This is a genomic window from Nocardiopsis sp. LDBS0036 (assembly GCF_041228755.1).
GTDB classification, from domain to species: domain Bacteria; phylum Actinomycetota; class Actinomycetes; order Streptosporangiales; family Streptosporangiaceae; genus Nocardiopsis; species Nocardiopsis dassonvillei.
The window spans coordinates 2,663,256-2,685,037 of sequence record NZ_CP141103.1; the positions used below are offsets into that span (position 1 = coordinate 2,663,256).

Annotated in this window: 14 protein-coding genes and 2 pseudogenes; 5 read left to right on the forward strand and 11 right to left on the reverse strand. The window is 69.5% G+C overall.

The genetic code is table 11. The features are described from left to right. Positions 1–93: 93 nt before the first annotated feature. The 4 genes from UIS43_RS11135 to UIS43_RS11150 all read right to left on the reverse strand — a co-directional run bounded on the left by UIS43_RS11135 (position 94) and on the right by UIS43_RS11150 (position 3,112). The gene (locus tag UIS43_RS11135) at positions 94–294 is read right to left on the reverse strand and encodes a ferredoxin (protein ID WP_013154496.1); all 201 of its coding nucleotides are present in this window, start codon (positions 292–294) and stop codon (positions 94–96) included. Then, positions 291–983 carry a TetR/AcrR family transcriptional regulator gene (locus tag UIS43_RS11140; RefSeq protein ID WP_370013122.1) on the reverse strand — a complete coding sequence of 231 codons (693 nt, stop codon included), beginning with the start codon at positions 981–983 and terminating at the stop codon, positions 291–293. Before UIS43_RS11140 ends, UIS43_RS11135 begins: the two co-directional genes overlap by 4 nt. After that, on the reverse strand, positions 977–2,197 hold the full coding sequence (locus UIS43_RS11145) for a cytochrome P450 (RefSeq protein WP_083555306.1): 1,221 nt from the start codon (positions 2,195–2,197) through the stop codon (positions 977–979). Before UIS43_RS11145 ends, UIS43_RS11140 begins: the two co-directional genes overlap by 7 nt. 150 nt (positions 2,198–2,347) lie before the next feature. Next, positions 2,348–3,112, reverse strand: a complete 765-nt coding sequence (locus tag UIS43_RS11150) for an SDR family NAD(P)-dependent oxidoreductase (protein WP_370013125.1) — start codon at positions 3,110–3,112, stop codon at positions 2,348–2,350. Positions 3,113–3,325: 213 nt separating this feature from the next. On the opposite strand from UIS43_RS11150, the gene UIS43_RS11155 reads away from it, so the two are divergent. Continuing rightward, positions 3,326–3,961 (forward strand): TetR/AcrR family transcriptional regulator, encoded by a 636-nt coding sequence (locus UIS43_RS11155; RefSeq protein ID WP_370013245.1) that lies wholly within the window; start codon positions 3,326–3,328, stop codon positions 3,959–3,961. 282 nt (positions 3,962–4,243) lie between these two features. Here UIS43_RS11155 and UIS43_RS11160 read toward each other — a convergent pair whose 3' ends face one another. The 4 genes from UIS43_RS11160 to UIS43_RS11175 all read right to left on the reverse strand — a co-directional run bounded on the left by UIS43_RS11160 (position 4,244) and on the right by UIS43_RS11175 (position 9,860). Further along, positions 4,244–6,481, reverse strand: a complete 2,238-nt coding sequence (locus UIS43_RS11160) for a rhamnogalacturonan lyase (RefSeq protein ID WP_197724920.1) — start codon at positions 6,479–6,481, stop codon at positions 4,244–4,246. A 529-nt stretch (positions 6,482–7,010) separates the two neighbouring features. Next, positions 7,011–8,036 carry an NAD(P)-dependent alcohol dehydrogenase gene (locus tag UIS43_RS11165; protein WP_013154502.1) on the reverse strand — a complete coding sequence of 342 codons (1,026 nt, stop codon included), beginning with the start codon at positions 8,034–8,036 and terminating at the stop codon, positions 7,011–7,013. Beyond that, the gene (locus tag UIS43_RS11170; RefSeq protein ID WP_013154503.1) at positions 8,033–8,848 is read right to left on the reverse strand and encodes an iron-sulfur cluster assembly protein; all 816 of its coding nucleotides are present in this window, start codon (positions 8,846–8,848) and stop codon (positions 8,033–8,035) included. The genes UIS43_RS11165 and UIS43_RS11170 overlap by 4 nt, the downstream gene beginning before the upstream one ends. 1 nt (position 8,849) lies before the next feature. Beyond that, a complete protein-coding gene (locus UIS43_RS11175; RefSeq protein ID WP_013154504.1) occupies positions 8,850–9,860 on the reverse strand; it encodes an amidohydrolase family protein in 1,011 nt (336 codons plus the stop codon). A gap of 157 nt (positions 9,861–10,017) precedes the next feature. On the opposite strand from UIS43_RS11175, the gene UIS43_RS11180 reads away from it, so the two are divergent. Continuing rightward, entirely contained in the window at positions 10,018–11,550 is a 1,533-nt protein-coding gene (locus tag UIS43_RS11180) for a helix-turn-helix domain-containing protein (RefSeq protein ID WP_370013128.1), read from the forward strand. Positions 11,551–11,649: 99 nt separating this feature from the next. On the opposite strand, the gene UIS43_RS11185 is transcribed toward UIS43_RS11180, so the two are convergent. After that, a complete protein-coding gene (locus UIS43_RS11185; protein ID WP_370013129.1) occupies positions 11,650–12,000 on the reverse strand; it encodes a hypothetical protein in 351 nt (116 codons plus the stop codon). A 153-nt stretch (positions 12,001–12,153) separates the two neighbouring features. Beyond that, a complete protein-coding gene (locus UIS43_RS11190; protein ID WP_370013130.1) occupies positions 12,154–12,711 on the reverse strand; it encodes an ATP-binding protein in 558 nt (185 codons plus the stop codon). Between the two features lie 206 nt (positions 12,712–12,917). Here UIS43_RS11190 and UIS43_RS11195 point away from each other — a divergent pair, with 206 nt between their 5' ends. The 3 genes and pseudogenes from UIS43_RS11195 to UIS43_RS11205 all read left to right on the forward strand — a co-directional run. Then, positions 12,918–13,775, forward strand: coding sequence for a helix-turn-helix domain-containing protein (locus tag UIS43_RS11195; protein ID WP_370013131.1), 858 nt, complete (start codon positions 12,918–12,920; stop codon positions 13,773–13,775). Beyond that, the gene (locus UIS43_RS11200) at positions 13,772–14,023 is read left to right on the forward strand and encodes a DUF397 domain-containing protein (protein ID WP_370013132.1); all 252 of its coding nucleotides are present in this window, start codon (positions 13,772–13,774) and stop codon (positions 14,021–14,023) included. The genes UIS43_RS11195 and UIS43_RS11200 overlap by 4 nt, the downstream gene beginning before the upstream one ends. Positions 14,024–15,506: 1,483 nt before the next feature. After that, positions 15,507–15,866: pseudogene (locus UIS43_RS11205) on the forward strand (hypothetical protein); the annotation flags it as partial. A gap of 219 nt (positions 15,867–16,085) precedes the next feature. Here the strand turns inward: UIS43_RS11205 and UIS43_RS11210 are convergent. Then, a pseudogene (locus UIS43_RS11210) lies at positions 16,086–21,737 on the reverse strand (type IV secretion protein Rhs); the annotation flags it as partial. Positions 21,738–21,782 lie beyond the last annotated feature (45 nt).

The following is a 21,782-nucleotide window of genomic DNA, read 5'->3' on the forward strand; positions in this document are numbered from 1 at the left end:
CCGGCCGGGTGGAATGGGTACGGCCGGGCGGGGCGGACGAGCCTGACCGGGCGCGGCCGGTCGCGGGACGCGCGCTCCCCCCGCCCGGCGCGGTCAGGCCTCCTCGTCCACGTGGATCGCTCCGGTGGGACAGACCTGCCCCGCCTCGCGCACGGCCGGGTACAGGTTCTCCGGCGGCCGTTCGGTGAGCAGTTCGACGATGCCGTCCTCCTCCCTCTGGTCGAACACCTCCGGGGCGAGCAGCACGCACTGACCGGCGCCGCAGCACCAGTCCTGGTCGACGGTCACCCTCATGGTCGCTCCTCCTTCGTCGTCGCGGCGTGGTCGCGCCCCTCGGCCGGGGTCGCGGGGGCGAGCCAGATCCCCGTGAGCGCGTCCACCAGTCCGGTCGCCGTGTCCTCCCAGCTGCACCGGGGCGTCGCCGTCTCCTCGGCGAGCGCGCGCTCGCGTTCGGCGCACGTGTGCACGATCAGGTGGCGGGTCATGTCCTCGCGTTCGGCGCGCACCCGCGGCGGCAGGTCGGGCAGGCTGGCGCGCAGGCCGAGGAGGACCCGCCCGAGCGGGGGCGAGGTGAGCGTCTCCTCGGTCATGATCACGCGCAGGCCCGGGTCGGTCATGACCTGCGCGGAGAAGCGGGCGAACCAGCTCGGGACGCCCAGGTCCGCGAGGTGCCGGGTCACCGGCCGGACCAGGCAGGCGATCCAGTCGCCCGCCCCGGCCGGGTCTCCCGCCTCCTCGACCGCCCGCGCCCACAGCGGTTCGAGCCGGTCGGTGTGCGTGCGCACGATCGCGCGCACGAGGTCGGTCCTGGTGCCGAAGTGGTAGCCGACCGCGGTGTTGTTGCCCTGACCGGCGGCCGCGCCGATGCCGCGGTTGGACACCGCGAACAGACCGTGTTCGGCGAACAGGCGCTCGGCGGTGGCCAGGATCAGCTCCCGGGTGGCGCCGGCCCGTTCGGTCCGCGTCCTCGGCACGGTCACCACCGGACCGGGACCTCGCGCAGTCCGCCCACGACCAGGCCGTCGAGTCGCCTCAGCTCCGCCGCGGGGACGGCCAGCTCCAGCGTGGGGAGTCTGCGCAGCAGCACGTCGAGCACGGCCTGGAGTTCGGTGCGGGCCAGTGCCTGCCCCAGGCACGAGTGCGCCCCGGCGCCGAAGCCCAGGTGCGGGTTGGGCACGCGCCCCAGGTCCATCTCGTCCGCGTTCTCGAACGCGCTCTCGTCCCTGTTGGCGGCGCCCATGCTGCACATGACGGTGGTCCCGGCGGGGACGGTGGCGCCGCCGATCTCGGTCTCCTCGGTGATGTAGCGCGGCAGGCCGAGCCCGGAGTTGGCGTCGAAGCGCAGCGCCTCCTCCACGGCGGAGCGCACCAGCGTCCGGTCGGCCAGCAGCCTCTCCCAGCGGCTCCGGTCGTCCAGCAGCATCGCCACCATCTTGCCGATCATGTTGGCGGTGGTCTCGTGCCCGGCGACCAGCAGGCCCATGCTGGTGGCGACCAGCGCGGAGGTGGGCAGGTCGTACCCGGCCTCGGCGGTCTCGGTGATCAGGGAGCTGATCAGGTCCTCGCGCGGCTCCGCCCGCTTGGCCTCGACGTGGCCGCCCATGTACGCGAGGAACTCGGCCTGGGCCCGGTCCATCTCCTCCTGGGTGTAGCGGGTGAGGTTGAGCAGCGCGTCCGACCAGTGGGAGAAGCGGTCGCGGTCGGAGTCGGGCACACCGAGCATGTCGCAGATGACCCACACCGGCAGGGGGAAGCCCAGGTCCGCCCTGAGGTCGGCCGGGTGGCCGCGCTCGACCATGCCGTCGACGAGCTGGTCGGCCATGGCCTCGATACCGGGCCGCAGCGCGTTCATGCGCCTGGCGGTGAACCACTTGCCGACCAGCCGCCGCCACTGCCGGTGCTCCTCCCCGCTGTCGGGGACCGCCGCCGCCAGGTCGCTGTTGAACACGCCGCCCGTCGCGCTGGCCGAGACCCGGGCCGCGTCCTCGGCGTCGAGCCGCCGGGTGAAGCGCGGGTCGGAGAGCACCCGCCTGACGTCCTCGTAGCGGGTGACCACCTCCGCCCGGTCGCCGCTGGGCAGCCGTACCCCGGCGACGGGGCACCGCCGCCTCAGCTCGGCCCACTCGGCGGGCGGCTCCAGCGCCTCCGGGCCGGGGAAGGGGTAGTCCATCAGCGGTTCGGTCCCGTCGGCACCCACAGCCCTCACTCCTCTGCGTCAGCGGTACGTACACGTACAGTGAACGTCCGCCGCGGCGTTGAGTCAAGCGACTGACTTAAGAAGTGGGGCGTAGGCGTCGGGGCGGCCGCCGTCGCGGACCCGGGGCCGGGTCCGCGCGCGGTCGCCTCCTCAGACGGCCGACCAGCCGTTGTCCACCGGCAGCACCGCGCCGCTGATGCTGCTCGCCGCGTCGGAGGCCAGGAAGACGACGGCGGCGGCCAGTTCCTCGGCCCGGGCCACACGGCCCATGTTGGACATGAAGGTGCCGAGGGTGGTCGGGCCGTGGGGCGCGGAGGCGACGTCGACGGTGATCGAGGTGGCCGTGCCGCCCGGGGCGACGGCGTTGACCCTGATCCCCTTGTCGCGGTACATCACCGCGGTGGACTTGACCAGGCCGACCACGCCGTGCTTGGAGGCGGTGTAGGCGGCCCCGGCGGCGCTGCCGCGCAGGGAGGCCTCCGAGGCGGTGAAGACGACCGATCCCCGGCCCCGCTCCGCCATCAGGGGCAGGACGGCGCGGGTGAGCAGGAAGGGCGCGGTCAGGTTCACCCGCAGGAGCCGCTCCCAGACCGCGTCGGTGACGTCGGCGGTGGCGGACATGTCGTCCATGATCCCGGCGTTGTTGACCAGGACGTCGACACCGCCGAGGCGTTCGACGGCCGTGGCGACGACCCGGTCCACGACCTCCTGGCTGCTGAGGTCGCCGACCACGGTCTCGGCGGTGCCCCCGGCCGCGCGGATCTCCTCGGCCGCCTCCCGCGCGGTGTCGGCGTTGAGGTCGGCGATCAGGACTCCGGCGCCCTCCTTGGCGAAGCGCAGCGCGCTCGCGCGGCCGATGCCGGAGCCGCCTCCGGTGACGATGACGTTCTTGTCCTTCAGGCCCAGGCCGGTCATGGGAAGCCCTCTCGTTGCCGCTGGTGGCGGCCGCGGCGGCCGCTTTTGTCACTGTAGGACTTTTTGTCACTCAGAGACAAATATTGTTCTGCCTGGTCCGGACGTCAGTAGAGTGGACACGCCCAGACACCGCGGACACGGGAGGGGGCGGTCGTGCCGGGAACACCGTCCGCGCAGACGCCCCGCGCACCCTCGGGGCGGGGCCGCCCGCCCATGACCGAGCGGCGCAGGGAGATCGTGCGCACGGAGATCGCGCGCGCGGCCGTGCGGCTGTTCACCGAGAACGGGGTGTCGGGCACCACGGGCGACGACATCGCGCACGCGCTCGGCATCTCCACCAGGACGCTGTGGCGCTACTTCCCCAGCAAGGAGAGCTGCGTCCGGCCGCTGCTGACGACGGGCCTGGAACACATGGCCGAACGCCTGCGCGCCTGCCCTCCCGGGGTCCCCCTCCTGGAGTACCTGGAGCGGGAGCGGTTCTTCGACGGCGAGCCGCAGGTCGTGGAGGGGCCCGTAGCAGACCTCATCCGGATGACCCGCACCGAACCGGCGCTCATGGCGGTGTGGCTGGAGGTCCACCACGCCGCCGAGTCCGTCTTCGCCCGGATCATCGCCGACCGCACCGGCGAGTCCGCCGACAGCCTGCCCGTCCGCGTCCAGGCGGCCACCCTCAACTCGGCGCTGCGCCTGGCCGCCGAGGAGCGGGCGCGCCTGGGGGACGACGGGCGCGGCCTTCCGCCGGAGGGAGTGGGGCCGCTGCTGCGCACCGCGCTGACCACCGCGGCCCGCGGCCTGCCCGCCTTCGGGCACGAGGGCGGGGACGAGCACGGGCACGCGCCCTCGGACTGAGGGTGTCCGCGCCGCCCCCGGTCGCCGCCAGCACGGGGACGCGCTCTCAGACTGAGGGTGTCCGCGCCGACCCCGGCCGCCGCTACTGCCGGTGCGGGGACGATGCCCTCGAAGGCGCGATGGTTCCGGGAGGCCGCCCCTCTCCCGCCGCGCCCGGTGCGGCTGCGGCGTGCGGCGGAGCGGATCGGGTCGAACCGGTACCGCCTGTGGACACGCACCCCAGCACCCGGATGCGAACGTGCCCCGGACGGCCGGGCCGCCGGGGCACGCGCCTGCCCGCTCCTACTCCGGGTAGACGGCTTCGGGAACCTCCACCCGCGCCCAGTCGGTGTCCGCGCCCAGGTGGAAGGACGTGTACGCGGGCTGGTTGTAGCCGGTCTGCTGCCGGGCCACGTCCACCCGGTACTGCGGGTCGTGCATAAGGGTGTGCAACCGGTGTCCGGTCACCTCGGGGCTGGTGAGGATGCGCAGCGCTCCGCTGTCGCGCGTGCGCAGGACCAGCTCCTCGCGCCAGTCGCCGAGCACGTCCGCGACCAGGGCGGGGTTGCCCTTCGTCCCGTTGTTGGTGAGCGTGCCCTGGGCGGTGAGCAGGGTGCCGCGCCGCCAGTCCTCGATCCTCGGGTCCTCGGTACCCTCGACGATCTGCGTGGTCATGTCGGCGGACCAGCGGATGCTCATGTTCGTCCCGGGGGTGCGGTCGCCCAGGAACTCGCCGTCCGCGCTCCACAGGCCCGCCTCGCCCCCGCCTCCGGGCGGCATCGAGGACCACGCCTCCAGACCGGGGACGTCCGGATCGACGTCGCCGACCATGCCCCGGCCGGTGTCGGTGCCCGTGTACCCGCCGAACAGCACCTCGCCGGTGGCGGCGTCGCGCATCGCGAACCCGTACGGCGCGCTCGCGCCGCCCTCGTGCACGGTCCAGATCTCCAGGCCCTCGCGCTCCGGGTCGAGGTCGCCCACGTGCATCGCGTCGCCGTGCCCGAGCTTGGCCGTCTCGCCCTCGATGGCGCTCCCGGGCGGCCCCTCGGCGTGCGAGGAGTACAGCAGCGACCCGTCGTCGTCCAGGGTCGCGGAGCCGTAGACGATCTCCTGGCGTCCGTCGGCGTCCACGTCGGCCACGCCGAAGGAGTGGAAGCCCTGACCGGCCAGCGTGCCCATGTCGGGATCGGAGCCCCGACCGCCGTGCGGTGAGGCGTCGAACGGGTTGTCCATCGGCACGTGCCCGCTGTCCGCGATCCAGCGCGTGCTGATGTCCTCCCCGTCGAAGTCGTAGGCGGCCACGGCCGAGCGCGTGTAGTAGCCCCGGGCGAACACCGCCGACGGGTTCCGTCCGTCCAGATAGGCCACGCCGGACAGCAGCCGGTCCACCCGGTTGGCGGGTTCGATGCGCGCCATCGCGTAGTCGCCCCACATCAGGCCGTCGTCGCCCCGGCCCGGTTCGTAGCGGACGGTGTCCAGCTCCGCGCCGGTCCGGCCGTCGAACACCGTCAGGTACTCGGGGCCGTCCACGACGAAGCCCTCGAACTCGCGCAGCTCGTTGCGCGCGCTGCGCGAGGGCGCGTACTCGTCGAGGAAGAAGTCCGCGAGGGCCCCGGCGTCCGCCTCGCTCAGGGGGTAGTCGTACCGGGGTTGCTCACCGAAGGCCTCCTCCAGGGTGGCGGGCCAGTTCCCGGCCACCACCTCGGGGTGCCCGTGCCAGCCCCGGAACACCTCCACGACGTGCTCGCGGTAGTCCTCGGCGCTCATCCGGTAGTCGTCACCGTGATCGACCCCGGCCTCGACGTCCTCGTCCGGCAGGGTGATGTGGTCCCCGGCCGCTCCGCCGTCCCCGTCGAAGGTCAGCGTCCGGGTGCCCGGGGCGGTCTTGAGCATGATCTCCGAACGGCCGTCGCCGTCGAGGTCGTAGACGACGAACTGCGTGTAGTGCGCGCCCGAGCGGATGTTGACGCCCAGGTCGATGCGGTGCAGCAGCTCGCCGTCCAGGGTGTAGGTGTCCACGTACGTCGGACCGGTGTAGCCCCGCTGCGAGACGTCCTTGGAGTTGGTGGGGTCCCACTTGACCACGAACTCGTACCGCCCGTCGCCGTCCACGTCGCCGACGCTGACGTCGTTGGCGGTGTAGTCGTACTCCTCCCCCGCCGGGGTGGTGCCGCCCTCGGGCTTCTGGAGCGGCAGGTCGTGGTGCCCCTCGGCCCACACGGAGGCCTCGCCCTCGGGGCCGACGCCGGGTCTCCCCCGGGGGACGGGGACCACCCGGTACTCGGAGTCGGCGCCGCCCTCCCCGTCCAGGAAGTTGGTGCTGTCGCGCACGATGGCGATGACGTCACCGTCCCGGTACACCCGGAACTGCGGGCCCCGGAGCCCGGAGTCGGTGTGTCCGCCGACCTCGGAGGCCAGCAGGCGCCAGCTCAGGAAAACGCCTTCCGGGGTGTCGACCGCGACCAGACCGCGATCCAGCCGTTCGAGCTGGACGCCGGAACCGGTGTCCGGCTCGGCCAGGGCAGTGGCACTCGCGGCCATCACCAGGGCACATACGCCCGCGAGCAGCGGACTCGTTCTTCGGACGGAACGCGGGGGGATCCCCATGGGCACGCCTCCTTGAACAGCGGGGTGACCCACGTTACAAGGCAAGCGCTTTCCGACCAAGGCCCCCACCGAGGGGGCCGCCGCTGCGCCGGGGACACACACCCGCGCACGACCGGGGCCGCACCCGCCTGTGCCAGGCCACCGCCCGCGACCGGGACCACCTCTCCACCGGGAGGCCCCGCCCGCACCGGGACACCCGGCTCGCGATCCGAACGCCCTGACCTCAACCGGGACCGCCTCCCGGGCCGGGACACACCGCCGCGCACCGGCGACACGCACCGGCGGCACGCGAACGGGCGCGGCTGGCACGCCGGACCTCCCCTTCCGCCCTCCGGCGGAGGCGGTGTCCGTCCCCTCGACGCGGACCGCCCCTCACCTCGGGCGGACCCGGCGTGCCGCCGCGGGCCCGACCGGACCCGTGGGCCCGGCCGGGCGCTCCCTCCCGGCGTGGTCGAAGATCCCCCTACGGGACGAGGATCGCGCGGCCTCGGATCCGCCCGGCGTCGAGGTCGTCCAGCGCGTCCTGGAAGCGGTCGAGCGGGTACTTGCTGGTGTGCAGCCGCACGTGTCCCCGCGCCGCCAGCACCATCAGCTCGCACAGGTCGTTGTAGGAGCCGACGAGGTTGCCGACGAAGTTGATCTCCGCCGAGATGACGTCGATCGTCGGCACATCGATGTTCTCGCCGTACCCGACGACGTGGTAGTCCCCGGCACGGCGCAGGAACCGCACCCCGTCCGAGGTCGCCCCGCCCTCCCCCACGAAGTCGATGACGGTCTCGGCGCCGTGGCCGCCGGTGAGTTCGAGGACCTGCTCGACCTGCGTGCCGTCCGCGACCACTCCGTGGTCCGCGCCGATCGAGGTGGCCAGGGCGACCGCGTCGGCGTTGCGGTCCACCGCGATGATCTCGGCCGCGGTGATCGCCTTGAGCACCTGGATGCCGATGTGCCCGAGGCCCCCGGCGCCGATCACCGCGCAGCGGTCGCCGGGACGCAGGCGGCGCGCGGCCTTGGCCGCCGCGTGGTAGGCGGTCAGCCCGGCGTCGGCGAGCGCGGCCACGTCGGAGGGTTCGAGGGAGTCGTCGATGCGCACCACGCTGCGCGCGGAGGTCTTGAGGTACTCGGCGTAGCCCCCGGCCGTGTCGATGCCGGGGAAGAGGTTGTTCTCGCAGTGGACGTCGTCACCGGAGCGGCAGGCCCGGCACAGGCCGCAGGTGATCAGCGGGTGCACGATGACCTTGTCGCCCTCGGAGACGTTGGTGACGCCGCTGCCCACGGCGTGCACCCAGCCCGCGTTCTCGTGGCCGATCGTGTAGGGCAGGGTGACACCGGACTTCTGGGCCCACTGCCCCTCCAGGATGTGGATGTCGGTGCGGCAGACTCCGGCGCCGCCGATCCTGACGATGACGTCGAAGGGACCGGTGACCTCCGGGGCGGGCACCTCCTCCATGCGCGGGTTCTGGCCGTAGCCGACGACCTGGACTGCCTTCATGACTGCCTCGCTTGAACGGTGAGCGGAAGTGTGTGGGCGGGCGGGGCCTGGTCGGCCTCCGACCCGGGGTAGCGGGTGCGCAGCAGCCCGCGGCAGAAGTGCGAGTTGCCCTCGATGGAGATCCGGGTGGAGCGGGCGAACCTCAGCCGCAGCGGGACCTCCTCGCGGGGGAAGGGGTCGCCGTGGTCGTCCACGAGCACACGCGCGGACGGGTCGCAGTTCAGCCCGAGCGCCGCGCGGCGCCGCAGCAGCGCCCGCCCCGCCCGGTCGTCGGGCAGGTCGGCGAGGGTGAGGTCGTGCAGGTCCTCCTCGGCCAGGCCGGGGTCCGCGCGCAGCAGCAGGGTCAGCGCCCGCTCCATCGCGGCGGCGTGGGCCTTGCGCCGGAAGACCAGGCGCAGCTCCTCCAGGTCCTCGCGGGCCTCGTCCCCGAACGTGCCGCGGTAGCCCGCGTCCGCGGCCAGGCCGCGGTTGATCCTCTCCGAGTCGTGGTGGTCGTCGAGGAGGACCGCGACCTCCCGTACGCCGGACAGGTCGGTGAGCACGTCCTTGGCGTCGGAGGCCATGAGGTAGGCGAAGTTGGGCGCGCAGAACGAGGTGGGCAGCCGCAGGTGGACGGTGAGCGCGCCGCCGTCGGCCCTGACCGAACGGACGAAGCCCAGGTCGGTGACGGGCTCGTCCAGCTCTGGGTCGTACACCGCGTCCAGCGCCCGCAGCGCCGCGAGTTCCAGTTCGGCGTCCTGCGGAGTGCCGGGTTCGGAGGCCGTGTGCGCGGTTTCCGGGCGCTCCAGTGCGGCGTGTCCGGGCGGGCGCATGTCAGACCACCGCCTTGGCGTCGGCCTCGGCCGTCAGACCTAGCCCCTGCGGCACCTCGATGCCGTACATCGCGGCCGCGTTGAGCCCGAGGATCTTCTTCTTCTGGTCCACGGTGACCGGCGCGTACTCGGTCATGTCCTCGGGGATCTGGAAGTCCACGAACTTCTCCACCAGCCAGCGCGGGGTCCACAGGGCGTAGTCGCTGGAGAACTGGATGCGGTCCTCGTCCAGCCAGTACAGCAGCTCTCCGAGGATCTGCGCGAAGTAGCGCGGCCGCGTGTGGATGAAGGGGATCGCCACCGCCAGGCCCGCGTGCACGTTGGGCTCCTGGGTCGCGATCCAGCAGAAGTCCTCCAGGCGGGGCAGCCCGCAGTGCTCCACCACGAAGTTGAGGTCGGGGAAGTCGGTCGCCGCGTGGTCCACGTCGGCCACGTCGAAGGCGTCGCGGTCCAGCGGCCGGATCGTGGGCCCCTTGTGGACGTGGATGTTGCGGATCCCGAGTTCCTGGCAGGTCTCCAGGTAGCGGTAGGTCCACGGGTCGTCCAGCTTGTACCCGCGCGAGCCCTCCTTCCACTCGGCGGTGTAGAGCTTGACCCCCTGGAGCCCGAACCGCTCGGCGTCGCGGCGCAGCCACTCCAGCCCCTCCTCCTCGAAGCGCGGGTCCCAGCAGTGGTTGTAGGTGAGCTTGTCGGGGTGGGCCTGGGTGAGCGCGAAGGCCTCCTCGGCCTGCCCGAACCCGTTGCGGTAGAAGGCGCCGAGGTGGGCGGGCTGGAAGATGGCGTGGTCGACGTAGCCGTCGGTGAACAGGTCGCGCATCAGGCGCTCGCCGCCGTAGTAGAGGAAGTCCTCGTACGGCCACAGCTCCGACTCCGGGCCGAGGTTGCGGTGGTAGTCGTAGAAGCAGTCGATGAACTGCTTGCCGTGGATGTTGAGCTGGTTCTCGGGACGCGCGTCCCACAGGGCCACGTGCGCGTCCACGACGAAGTAGTTCTCGCCGTCCTTGCTGTACATGCTTCCTCCCACGGGGCCGGGTCGAATCGGCCGTTTCGCTGGAAGACTAGGGAGACGTACGCAACTCTGGCCTGTGTCGCGTGTCTCAGTTTGAGACAGCCGCTCCGAAGCCTCCGGGACACGGACGAGTAACCTGGCCGTCACGCGGCCCGGGCGGATGTACCGACCGTCCGCCCAGGTCGCGGCCGCAGAACCCCTGGAGGCCGACGTGCACGACCGGACGTGTTCACCGCCCAGACACGCACCCACCGACACCGCCGGACGGACACCGGCGAAAGCCCCGCGGCTGCGCGCCTCGTGGCGGCGCAGCGAGCACTACGGCGTCTCCGCCGAACGGGTGGAGCCCGCGTTCACCGGTTCCGTGGACACGGAGTCGCTGTTCTACGAGTGCGGCAACGAGGTCCTGCGGGGCATCCAGCGGACCATCGCCAACGAACCGGTGAGCCTGATGATCACTGACAGCGAGGGACTGGTGCTGAGCAGGCTCGCCAACGACGCGGCGATCCTGCACTCGCTGGACCGGGTCCACCTCGCCCCCGGATTCTCCTACGCCGAACGCGACGCGGGCACCAACGGCCTCGGACTGGCCCTGGCCGACCGCGCGCCGTCGCTGGTCAGGGCGGAGGAGCACTACTGCACGGGGCTGCGCGGGTACACCTGCGCCGCCGCTCCGGTCCTGGACCCGGCGGACGGCACGCTGGTCGGCAGCGTCAACCTGACCACCTGGTCGGAGTCCTCGTCGGCCCTGCTGCTGGCTCTGGCCCAGTCCGCCGCGCAGAGCACGTCCGCGCTCATGCTCGCCCGGGGCACGGGGCGCCGGGTCCAGCCCGCGCCCAGGGGCGCGGTGTTCCGCTTCCGCGCCGCCGGCGGCGGACAGGCCGACGCTTGCGCGTCGCGACTCTGGCGCGGCGCCGTCGCCGAGGCCCGCGAGGCGGTGGGCGGGCGGACGCTGGCGGTCGTGGGCGAGCCGGGTTCGGGTAGGACTTCGTTGGCCTCGCTCGCGCGGCGGCAGGTCAGCGCACGGGAGAGGGTGCTCAACGCCCGTCCGCCCGCCCCGGAGGACGTGAACTCCTGGCTCACGCTCTGGACCCCCGAGCTGGCCAAGGACGACACGTGCGTGATCGTGTCCGGGGTGGAGGCGCTTCCGGCGTGGGGCGCGAGCGAGCTGGCCCGGCTGCTGGCCGGGGCGCGGCGCGCGGGTGGGCGCCCCCAGCCCTTCGTGGTCACGGGACGGAGCTTCGACGCTCTCCCGGAGGCGCTGCGGGAGCTGGTGGACACGGTGGTCGAGGCCCCCGCCCTGCGCCGCCGCCCGGAGGACGTGCTGCCGCTCGCGCGGCACTTCGCGCAGGGGGCCCGGGGGCGGGCGATCGGCCTCACCCCGGCGGCCTCCCGCGCGCTCACCGACTACCACTGGCCGGGCAATGCCACCGAGCTGAAGCGGGCGGTGTGCGACGCGGCGCAGCGCGCGGACGTGGTCGACGTGCACCACCTGCCCGCCGAGGTCTTCCGCAGCAACGGCGGGCGCCGCCTCAGCCGCATCCAGGCCGTGGAACGCGACGAGATCATCCGCTGCCTGACCGCTCCGGGCGCGACCGTCGTCGGGGCCGCCGCCGAGCTGGGAATGGGGCGGGCGACCGTCTACCGCAAGATGCGCCAGTACAACATCCGGATGCCCCACCAGCAGGAGTAGGCGGTTGTCCGGCCGTGGAGGCTCCGGCGGGAACCAACGCTGAGTCACGGGTGGGCCGGAACCGCTGGCGGCGGTTCCGGCCCGTGGTGGGAGGGCCGGTCAGGCCGGTACGGGAGTGCCGGTCTCGACGGCCAGGGCGGGCGGCATGAACGGGGCGTTGTGCGGCCACAGGGCCAGGAGGAGGGCGTCAGCGCTCACGGCTTCGAGGAGTCCGGTGGGAGTGACCGCCCAGAAGGACTGCGTGGCCTCGCCGTAGTAGACGATCAGGTGGCGGTGCCGGGCCTGGACCGCGGCGGCCTGGGCGTGCTCGCGGGAGAACTCGGAGCGGTGGCCGCCCAGGCGGGGCAGGCGCTGGGCGCGGCGAACCCGGCAGGAGGGGTGCTCGCACACCGGGCAGACCGGGCCGACGAGCGGGGTGCGGCGCGGAAGCGGCGGGATTGGCCGGGGCATCGGTCGAACGTCGTCCGAACGCCGGGGCGAGGGGATAGGGTTCTGCATCAGATCCTCTTTTTCCTTACTTATGAGCTGTTTGGTTTCTGGGGGTTCAGGGCTCGGGAGAAGCGCTGCAACGCTTCCCTGGGCCCGTCTCATGTCGGCGGCATGTCAGTCGTCGGTGTGGGTGTTCCAGCGGCTTCTGGTGAGGTCGTAGGCCAGCGAGAACCACACCGTGCGGTAGTGGGCGTTGCCGTTGTCGCCCCAAGCGGTGGCGAAGGCGTTGACCATGGCCAGGCCCCGGCCCGATTCGGCGTCCAGGTTGAGACCGTTCTTCTTGGGCTCCAGGCGGGAGTCCTTGTCACGCAGGCCGCCCCGGTCGCGGCAGGCCAGGTGCAGCCCGGTGCGGTGGCGGTGGACGAGGAGGGCGTAGCTGCCGCCGGGTCGGCCGGAGAGGCTGTGGCGGATCGAGTTGTTGGCCAGCTCCGATCCCAGCAGCGTGAACAGGTAGCGGTAGTCGGTGTCCTGTGCGACGGCGCAGGTGTCCAGGAATGCCCGCACCAGCGGCATGACAGCCGGGGTCCCAGCGAAGTCGTAGCGGCGCGTGCGGTAGTTGGGCCGCTCGGGCTGCCGGGTGAAGTAGTGGCGGTGGACCGGCCGGATGAAGCTGGTCAGCGGGACCGTGGCCTCGCCCAACGCGGGCACGGGAGTCGGGGCGGTTGCGGGCATGACGAACACACTCCTTGGCGTGAGCAGGGGTTTCGTGGTGCCCGTTGGAGGAGTCTCACGGATGCCGTGATGCGCGGAACGGGCGAGGCGTAGCCTGACCGGCATGAACTCTCCGTGATTCACCGGTCACTGGTTACAGTCACATGATGCAGCTCGATTATCGAGCTGTCAACGATAATCGAAAACTCTTGGTCTAGAATCCTGACATGCACAGCCCTTTCAGCCCCACGGTGCGCCGCCGACGATTGGCGCGCGAGCTTCGACGGCTACGTGAGTCACAGGGATTGAAGCTGTCTGTGGCCGCGAAGGCAGCCGACGTCCCCCAGTCCACCCTCAGCAACATCGAAGGTGCGGACGCACGCCGCATCAAAGCGCGTGACATCGACGCACTCGCCGACCTGTACAGGGCTCCTGACGAGATCCGCGCAGCTCTTCACGAGCTGGCGAGAGAGTCCAAAGAACAGGGCTGGTGGTCCAGTTACAAGGATGTCTTCGGCGGTAACGCCATACCGGACTTCGAGGCCGAAGCGTCCATGATTCGGACCTACCAGTGCCAGGTCGTTCCCGGCCTGCTGCAAACACCCAGGTACAGCGAGGCTGTCTTCCGAGGTGGGCGCGCCTACTCAGACGATGAGGTCAGGCGCAACGTTGACGCACGGCTACAGCGTCAGCACATCCTGGGGCGCTACCAGCCGCCACACTTTTGGGCCGTGATCGACGAAGCAGCCCTGAGAAGACGGCTCGACGACCCACAGATCATGCGAGAACAGCTACAGCACCTGCTGGACATGGCCACCAGGAAGAACGTGGACATCCAGGTGCTGCCCTTCGACGCGGGCATGCACGCTGGACTGTCCGGGTCCTTCGTCCTCCTGGACTTCCCCAACCCGGCCGATCCCTGCATCGCCTACACAGAGACCGCGACAGCGAGTCTCTTTGCCCAGGATTCCGATGACGTGCAGCGCTATGTCACGATCTTTTCGCATCTGAACTCAGCAGCGCTACAAGCTTCGCGTACGACCCACTTCGTCCAGCAGATCATGGAGCAGGAGCACCTGACATGACCAGCAGAACCGAACTGCGGTTCTTCAAGTCCAGTTACAGCAGCGACAGAGTCGAATGTGTCGAGGTCGCGCACATCCCCACGGGCTTCCGGAAGAGCACCCACAGCGGCCGGGCCCAGAACTGCGTCGAGATAGCCGACCTCCCCTGCGGCGCGGCCGTCCGCGACTCCAAGCACCCCAGCGCCGGACACCTCCCCTTTCCCGCCGCCGAATGGAGCGGCTTCCTGAGAACCGCCCTCTCTCGCTGATCCCTGGAACCACCCACGCCCGGCCGCCTCCCCCGAGGACCACGGCCGGGCGTCGCTGTTCCCAGAGAACAGGCATCCCGGCCGCCTCGCCCGTCTCCCGCCTCACCCCAGGGAGTTGAGGATGAACAGAAGCAGGGCGGTCAGCGCCACCGAGACCACCAGCGACATGACGCAGCCCAGACGGTTGCTGAAGAAGACGAACACGGTATCCCCTCCACTCTCAGCCACTCCCGAAGGACTGAGCACGGTTGCCGGTCCCCTACCCCGCCTGCCCCGCCCCAGTACGGCCCCCTCCGGCCGCATCTTCAGGGCTAGCCAACCTCAACTCCCAAATACCGCCAGATAAATCGCCTTGAGGGCATACCAGAGAAAGCTGGCAGAAAACAAGGCGAGAACAGCCGTAGCCAGGTTCCTCTGAAAGCGGTACGCGCCCCCCTCTTCGACTCCTGCCTCCGACCAGCCCTTCGAAACGACCATCCATGGCATCGAAAAATTTATCAAAGTGCCTATGATTCAGCCAGGCCAGAAGAGCAAGGAAGACAGAGAGAAAGACGATAAGGGCAATTTCACACCATATCCCACCCACCACAAGCCAGAAAAAGGAGGATTACTGAAACACAGAAGCCGAGGCCGCGAGTCCACAAGCCAACACAGACAGAGGAAGCCAACGGGCTTCTGAAAGAAAACGCACGAGACTTTCCTAACCAGGCCCCACTGCCCTCCCGCACCACCACCGTCTCGCTCGCGCGCTCGGAGGAAATCATAGTCTCCGTGTCCAATGCGGAATTCCAGGCCACTTCTACCCGCCAAATAAGTGACCGCCTGAGAACCGACCGCTCGCGTTGACTCCAAGCACCACCGATGCGCAATCACCTTCACCAGGAAGACTACAGCCGAGCATCACTGTGCTCACAGCTATGCTGCTTGAAGTCCTCAAACAACACCCCCTAGCCAAATACTCCAGCAAGCACCATTAAGGATAGAACAACAACAATGGAAAAAAGGGAAATGATCGAAATAGTAACCAGCCTTGGCGGATTTACGCCTTTACTCTGCGCAATCACATGCAGCAGCATTGCCAACGAAGCGACGGCAGCCAACAGAAGTACGAGCCTCTCCAAACAAACCTCCACCAATCAAATAAGAGCCAGTCAATTAGTCCCAGGTTAAATTTCATCGCGACACTGCTTAAAATTCGCCCGGACGCATAGCGGAACAGTTTTCGCCACAGTTAGCCACGAGCATAGTCACCATCGCTCGCCAGAACTGCATCTTAAATCCACCAGACGCAACCACCTAATGGATTTCATGACAAATCGTAGACCACGCAGGCAAAGGTAGATCCTGCTGCAACAACTCCCCAGAATATTCCCCAGGCACCCAAGCCTGGAGGACCTCCCATGGACGCAGCCGCCAAAGTTCCAAAACCAATCGTCCCCATGACAGCTCCGACTCCTACACAGAGACTCGGCTTGTCATCGTCTTGGGTGTTATAGCATTCATACGCAGGATCAGAACAGTCAATTGGCTCGGGCCCGGATGGGTTGTCAGTAGGTTCAGGGAGATCGGACCCAACAGACATAGTCGAAACTCTTCGGTATTCAGCAGACCCACCTTCAGCACGAACCGCCGTGGCCCTCACCGCTTCCCGACGCCGTGCCTGCTGCTCCTGTGCCTGACGGCGGGCAGCATTTCGACGTTTCTCCGCAGCGACCCTCGCCGCCCTCTCACGCGCAGCCTTCACCGCGGCCGCCTTACGCGCCGCAGCTGCCCTCGCGGCCGCCGCCCTCTTCGCAGCCGCGATCTTGGCGGCGCGGATCTGAGCAGCCCTGATCTTAGCGGCGCGAATCTGCGCGGCACGAATCTGCGCCGCACGGATCGCGGCCTGGCGAATGCGGTACGCCCGGATCGCGGCCAGACGGGCCTGGTAAGCGCGGATCGCGGCCTGGCGGGCCTGGTACACGGCCCACCTCCGGGCCTGCGCGAAGGCCTTCCTCAGGAACAGACCGTCGGGGTCGGTGAAGGACACCGGGTTGTTGTTGGAGTAGGAGTACCCGTGCATCTGCTCGGGGTCGCTGAAGTCCACGACCGGGTCCGGAGAGATGAACGACCCCAGTTCCGGTGCGTAGGAGCGCGCCCCGAGCCGGGTCAGGCCGACCTGTTCGTCAATGACTCCGCCGACGAACCCGCGCGAGTTGGGCCAGTCCCCTCCGACGCTTCCGCGGTCTCCGCCGAAAGCGGTGAACCTGCGCCGGATCGTTTCCCCGGTGAGGGAGTCCATGGCGAGCTGGCCGGTCTTGTGGTGGTCGGAGAAGATCCAGTGCACCCTGCCGTCGTTGGAGCGGCTGGCGACGACTTCACCGGCGTGCTCATAGAGGCGGGTGGACTGCGAGATCAGGTCTTCCTTGTCGTACTTGATCTCCATGCCGGGCAGGAACAGCGTGACCACACCGCCGTCGTCACGGATCAGCCGCTCGCCCTCGGCGTCGTAGACGAACTCCGAGGTGTTCTGGCCCTCGTGGATGGCCGCGAGCTGGCCCTCGGCGTCCCACTCCAGCGTCTGTGTGCGGTTGCCGTCCTGCCTGGAGGCCATGTTCCCGGCCTCGTCGTAGGTGTAGGTCGCGGTTCCGCCAGCACCGTTGGAGTCCACCCGGGTCACCGCGTGCGGGCGCTCCTCCCCCGCCCCGGGACGCTGGTAGGTCCTCTCGACGTCGCTGCCGTCGACGAATCCGTGGCGGGTCTCGGTGAGGCGGTTGCCGAGGTCGTCGTAGGTGTAACTGTTCCAGTACGGCGCGGCGCCGCCCATGGCCTCCTGGGACGGGGTGGTGTCACAGGCCTGGTCACCGCTGGCTGACGTCGTCCACTCGTTGGTGAGGCGGCGCATGTCGTCGTAGGCGAAGCACTGCACGTCCGGCAGCAGCCCCTGGGCCGTGGGTTCGTCCCGGATGCTCAGCACATTGCCGGCCGCGTCGTAGGAGTAGGTCTGGTCGACCAGTGTCCCGTGGCCGATCTCGTGGCTCACCCGCGCGGTGAGGAGCCGCTGGGTGCCCGGGTCGTAGTCTCGCGTGGACCAGGTGGACTTGGCCTGGGTCGATCCGTCGTTGCGGTGGTGCCACCGCTGCATGATCTGCCCGCGGGACGAGTACGACGTTTCGTGGACGTAATCGAGCGTCTCCACTCCTTCGAGCGAGCCAGCCACCGAGACCGGCAGGCCCAGCTCGTTGTAGGTGTAGCGGACGAACTCGCGGGGCAGCCCCCCTGCCGCGGGCAGTGTCTCCGTCTCGATGGTGCCGTCGGCGTTGTAGGTGCTCCGGAACCGGTAGGACCCGCTCAGAGCCCCGTACTCCGGTGCGGAGGGGATGCTGATCGTCGTCGCGAGCGGCCGGCCCATGGCGTCGTAGGCGGCGACGGACGTGCTGTACTGCAGTCCGTCGGCGTGCCGGGTGGCACGGGTCAGCTCTCCCTTGGCGACGGAGTCGAAGGTCCACGAAGCGAGCAGGGGACCGTTGACTCCGCCCTCCCGCTGCTCGGTCTTACGGCCGAGTTCGTCGTAGGCGTAGACGACCGTCTCGTCCCGGGCGTCGGTCCGGGCCACCATGCGGTCAGCGGAGTCGTAGACGAACGTGGTCGTGCCCCGGTCGGGCTCGTCGGTACGAACCTTGCGCCCCCGCAGGTCGTAGTGGTTGCGCCAGACGTTGCCCGCCTCGTCGGTCACCGTCTCCACCTGCCCCGCCGGGGTGTGGGTGTAGGTCAGAGCGGTGTAGTCGGCTTCGGGGGTGTCGCCCTGGTGCTGGCGCACCTCGATGGTCTGGCCGCGCGCGTTCTTGATCGTGGTGGTGGGGATGGCGCCCGGAGCCGGTGTGACCAGTTGGCGGTCACCGCGGTCCTCGGAAGAGGTCCGCCACAGCTCTTGGCCGTTGGACATGGTCAGGACCTCGGTCGGGCGCTCCGCGCCGTCGTAGACCGTCTGGGTGTACCGGGGGATGAGGTCGTCGTTGCCGCCGGGCACGCCGTTGTTGCCGGGCACGAAGATGTCCTGTGTGGGCGCCTCGTCGTTGGTGTAGGCGTGGCGTTCCTTGACCTTCAGACCGCGGCTGTCGTAGAAGGTGTCGGTGATCAGGCGTCTGCCGCCCACACCGGGCTCCTGACGCTGGCGTTCACGCAGCAGCCCGTCGTAGATCTGGTAGGTCGAGGAGTAGCCGCCCTCGTTGTTGCGGGTGTGGGTCGCCACCACCGTGGGGGCGTCGTCGCGCACGTGGTACTCGAACCGCATCGCCGGATCGTCATCGGACTTCTTCAGGTCGGGAGTCCATACCGCGGTCAGGCGTCCCAGGGGGTCGTAGGTCATGTCACTGCGGTTGCCGTTGGCGTCGATCTCCGCCACGGGAAGCCCGCGTGCGGGATCGAAGTGCTCGGTGGTGGTGTGGCCGAGCGGGTTGGTGGTGGTGACGGTGGTCGGCGCACCACCGGGCACGGTGGTCGTGTAGTCCGTCTCGGTGACGTTGCCGAGCGCGTCGGTCTCGGAGACGGTGCGCCCGTAGGCGTCGTGTTCCCTCTCCTGCACGACCTGGTAGGTGGGGGTGGAGCCGTCGTACTCCATGACCCGTTGGGAGCTGGTCTCCAGTCCGACGGTGGGGGCGTCTCCGAAGCCGCCTCCGTCGAAGAGGGAGCGCTCGTCGCTGATCACGTCGTCGGGGTAGGCGGGAGTCGTGCCGCAGCCGACCGCGACCTTCTCCGTGCGGGTGACGGTGTCCAGGATCCTGCGACCGGTGTTGTCCGCGTAGGTGTAGCGGGTGCACTGGTCGTCGTCGGCGTCGTCGAGGTCACCGTGGTCGTGGGTCTGGGTGATGCGGCCCAGGGAGTCGTACTCCGCGCTCTCCCTGCTACGCATCCATCCGTCGCCGACTGCCGTGTACTGGGTGCTGGAGGCCATCCCCGTCATACGGGACTCGAGAGTGCCCCACGAGTAGGTCCGCTCACCGGTGACCCGGCTCCAGGGCAGGGAGATGGTCTTCTCCACGACGTCCCCGCCGGGTCCGTTGAACGTGGCCTCCTCCAGCGTGAACCCGTTGTACTGGTTGAGGTCGGTGTGCTCGCCGCCCGCTGAGTCGGTCACCGTGGCGGTTCGGGTCCCGTTGGGCAGGCGGTCGCCGTGCATGCCGCGGAAGAAGCGGTGTTCGGTCGCTGACCGGGTGGCGTTGGCATCGCCTTCGATGACGCGGACATGCGCGTATCCGCGCCAGTCGGACCAGGTGCGACGCTCGTCGCGCACGAACCCGTCTGCGTCCTGGTAACGCCAGGCGGCGTCGCCCAGGTACTCGTAGGCGGTGATGAGGTCCGGCTGTGCGGTGACCAGGTCGTGCTCACTGACCTGGGTCACCACGTACTTGTGGAACCAGTCGGTGTACTCGCCCTTGCCGTCCGCAGTGCTGTTCACGACCGGGAAGCAGCGGGTGCCGTTGGTGTGCGGGTCCGGGAAGTCCCCGGTGTCGCACTCACCACCGGCGTAGCTGATGTCGGTCTGGGAGCCGCTCTCGGTGAGGATCTTCGTGATCCGCCACTTCAGCATGGGGGCGAAGCCGTCGTCCTGGGTGTCGACCCTGTTCTCGAACTGGGTGCCGCCGAACTCCAGCGTGGGCATGGAGGCGGTGTCGCCCACGTGACCGGTGTGGGAGATCGACTGCAACCACAGGTCCGGCGGGGTGCCGTCGCCGTTCGCGGGGTAGACGTGTTCCAGCTCCCAGGAGTCGACGTTGCCGTAGGCGGAGCCGTCGTGGACCTGGGTGGTGATGGAGTCCAGCTTCTTGCGGGTCCAGAAGGTCGGGGAGAGTTTGTTGGTGCAGTTCTGCCCCTGCGCGCAGTGCCGGTCGAAGGGGGCGTCCGGCCAGTGTCTGGCGTTGCCGCTGGTGAACTTGTCCTCGGCGCAGTCGAAGCCGTCCGTGGGGATGCAGCGCTCGCTGACCGCGAAGTTGACCCGGGCGGGAGCGGTGGCGTAGACGTCGTCGGAACGCAGACCGTAGTTGATACGGCGCAGGTACCCGCCCCGGTCGTAGACCGTGGGGGAGTTGGCCTGCCCGTTGCGGCCGTAGTAGTTGCGCTCCTTGGTGTACTGGTAGGTCATCACGTTGCCGTGCGCGTCCACCACGTAGTCCAGGTTCCACCGCCATGCCTGCTGGCACCAGGAGTTGGCGAAGCTGGAACCGTTGCAGGGCTGACCCGAGTTCCGGCCGAACACCGGCACCGTCCACGCCGAGTTCGTCTCGGCATCGCCGCTGCCGTAGCCGGGAAGCCGGTTCATCCCGAAGTAGTACTGGGTGCCGTCCGTGGTGGTGATGCGCCAGTACTCGCCGTCGTTGTCGCCGTTGGTGGTGCCGGTGAGCCGCTCGATGCGGGACGCGTCGTCGTGGCGCATCCGCCACGTTCCGTCCTCGTCCAGGAACATCTCGCCGGAGCGGCCGTTCAGCGAGAACGTGGCGTTGTGCCGGGACCAGCACAGGTCCCCGGTCTTGGCCGAGTCCGGCTGACTGTCGGCGCAGGGAACGTACTTGCGCTCGATGAAGCCGGGGTTGTAGTCGAAGCCCTCACCGATCCAGGACGTCTGGTTGTTGGAGGAGGAGACCCTGCCGTCCACGGAGGCCGAGGAGTAGCCCAGTTCGATGCCCGGGGTCAGGTCACCGGCGACGGGGGGTGTGTCGACGGGGTAGCTCCAGGAGAAACTGCCCGTCTGGAGACCGACGTCCCAGCTCGACGTGGCGGACAGGTCGGTGGCCTGGTAGTCGCCTCGGGGGCCCTCCTCCTCTGCGGCCGCGGCCAGGAGCATGCCCTCTCCGCCCAGGGCGGGCACGGTCCCGGTGAGCGTCTGGGCGTCGGTGTCGTTGTCCGTGGTGAACGTGTGCGGAGCACGGTCCTGGCACTCGACGGAGTCGTCGAGGAGACAGGTGTCGACCTCGACCAAGTCGAGGCGGCCCCCGTAGTCACCGCCGTAGGCGTTGGCGAAGTCGGAGTAGTCGACCGTCAGGTCGACCGGGCCTACACCGGCCTCGTCGTCGGTCCGGGTCACACGGAGAAGCAGCCCTTCGATCCCCGCTTCCTCGGCCGCGGAGCGGTCGAGGACCTCCACCTGGACGGATTCGACGCTGCTGACCGCCGGATCGGTTTCCTCCGCCTCTTCGGGGGAGGATTCAGTTGTATTCTCCGCTTCGGGTGCGCTGCCGGTTTCCGCTTCCGGCTCTGGGCTCTCCGGCTGTTCCTGCCCCGCGTCCGAACCCTCCTCAGAACGCGCGGGCGCGTCCCCCTCTTGCTGAGGGTCTTCCTCGTCCTCGGAAGCTCCGGTGTCGACGTAGTCCTCGGCTACTTCTTCAACCCACGTTTCTTGGGCCTCGTCGGAGACCTGGGCGACCGTGACCAGGTCATCGACGACCTGGAGGTCGGTTCCAGGGTCGGCGAGTCCGGTTTCGCCGACGTCACCGGTCGGCCAACTGGCCTCCAGGGGCTCGGTCAGAGCGGCGTCAGTAGCCGCGTCCTCGGTCGAGGGCGCGTCGAGGGCCCCGGCGATGTCCTGTCCCGGAACGGACGCCTCGTCCTCCACCTCGGGGCGGGTGTTGAAGGTGAGCGAGGACGCGGGAGCGGCCTGGAGGAGGCTGCCGACCAGGACCAGAGTCGCGGCATAGGTCATCGGCCTCTTGATGAAACGGATGACACGGCTGTTGGCCATGGTGCGAGCTTGTGGACGCGAGGGCTTTTCCTGGTCCGGCTCGGG

Coding starts and splice junctions, on each gene's coding strand:
- UIS43_RS11150 (WP_370013125.1), bottom strand. CDS start 3,112: ATGACCGGCCTGGGCCTGAAGGACAAGAACGTCATCGTCACCGGAGGC.
- UIS43_RS11135 (WP_013154496.1), bottom strand. CDS start 294: ATGAGGGTGACCGTCGACCAGGACTGGTGCTGCGGCGCCGGTCAGTGC.
- UIS43_RS11165 (WP_013154502.1), bottom strand. CDS start 8,036: ATGAAGGCAGTCCAGGTCGTCGGCTACGGCCAGAACCCGCGCATGGAG.
- UIS43_RS11170 (WP_013154503.1), bottom strand. CDS start 8,848: ATGCGCCCGCCCGGACACGCCGCACTGGAGCGCCCGGAAACCGCGCAC.
- UIS43_RS11160 (WP_197724920.1), bottom strand. CDS start 6,481: ATGGCCGCGAGTGCCACTGCCCTGGCCGAGCCGGACACCGGTTCCGGC.
- UIS43_RS11155 (WP_370013245.1), top strand. CDS start 3,326: ATGACCGAGCGGCGCAGGGAGATCGTGCGCACGGAGATCGCGCGCGCG.
- UIS43_RS11200 (WP_370013132.1), top strand. CDS start 13,772: ATGACCAGCAGAACCGAACTGCGGTTCTTCAAGTCCAGTTACAGCAGC.
- UIS43_RS11185 (WP_370013129.1), bottom strand. CDS start 12,000: ATGCCCCGGCCAATCCCGCCGCTTCCGCGCCGCACCCCGCTCGTCGGC.
- UIS43_RS11195 (WP_370013131.1), top strand. CDS start 12,918: ATGCACAGCCCTTTCAGCCCCACGGTGCGCCGCCGACGATTGGCGCGC.
- UIS43_RS11190 (WP_370013130.1), bottom strand. CDS start 12,711: ATGCCCGCAACCGCCCCGACTCCCGTGCCCGCGTTGGGCGAGGCCACG.
- UIS43_RS11175 (WP_013154504.1), bottom strand. CDS start 9,860: ATGTACAGCAAGGACGGCGAGAACTACTTCGTCGTGGACGCGCACGTG.
- UIS43_RS11180 (WP_370013128.1), top strand. CDS start 10,018: ATGTACCGACCGTCCGCCCAGGTCGCGGCCGCAGAACCCCTGGAGGCC.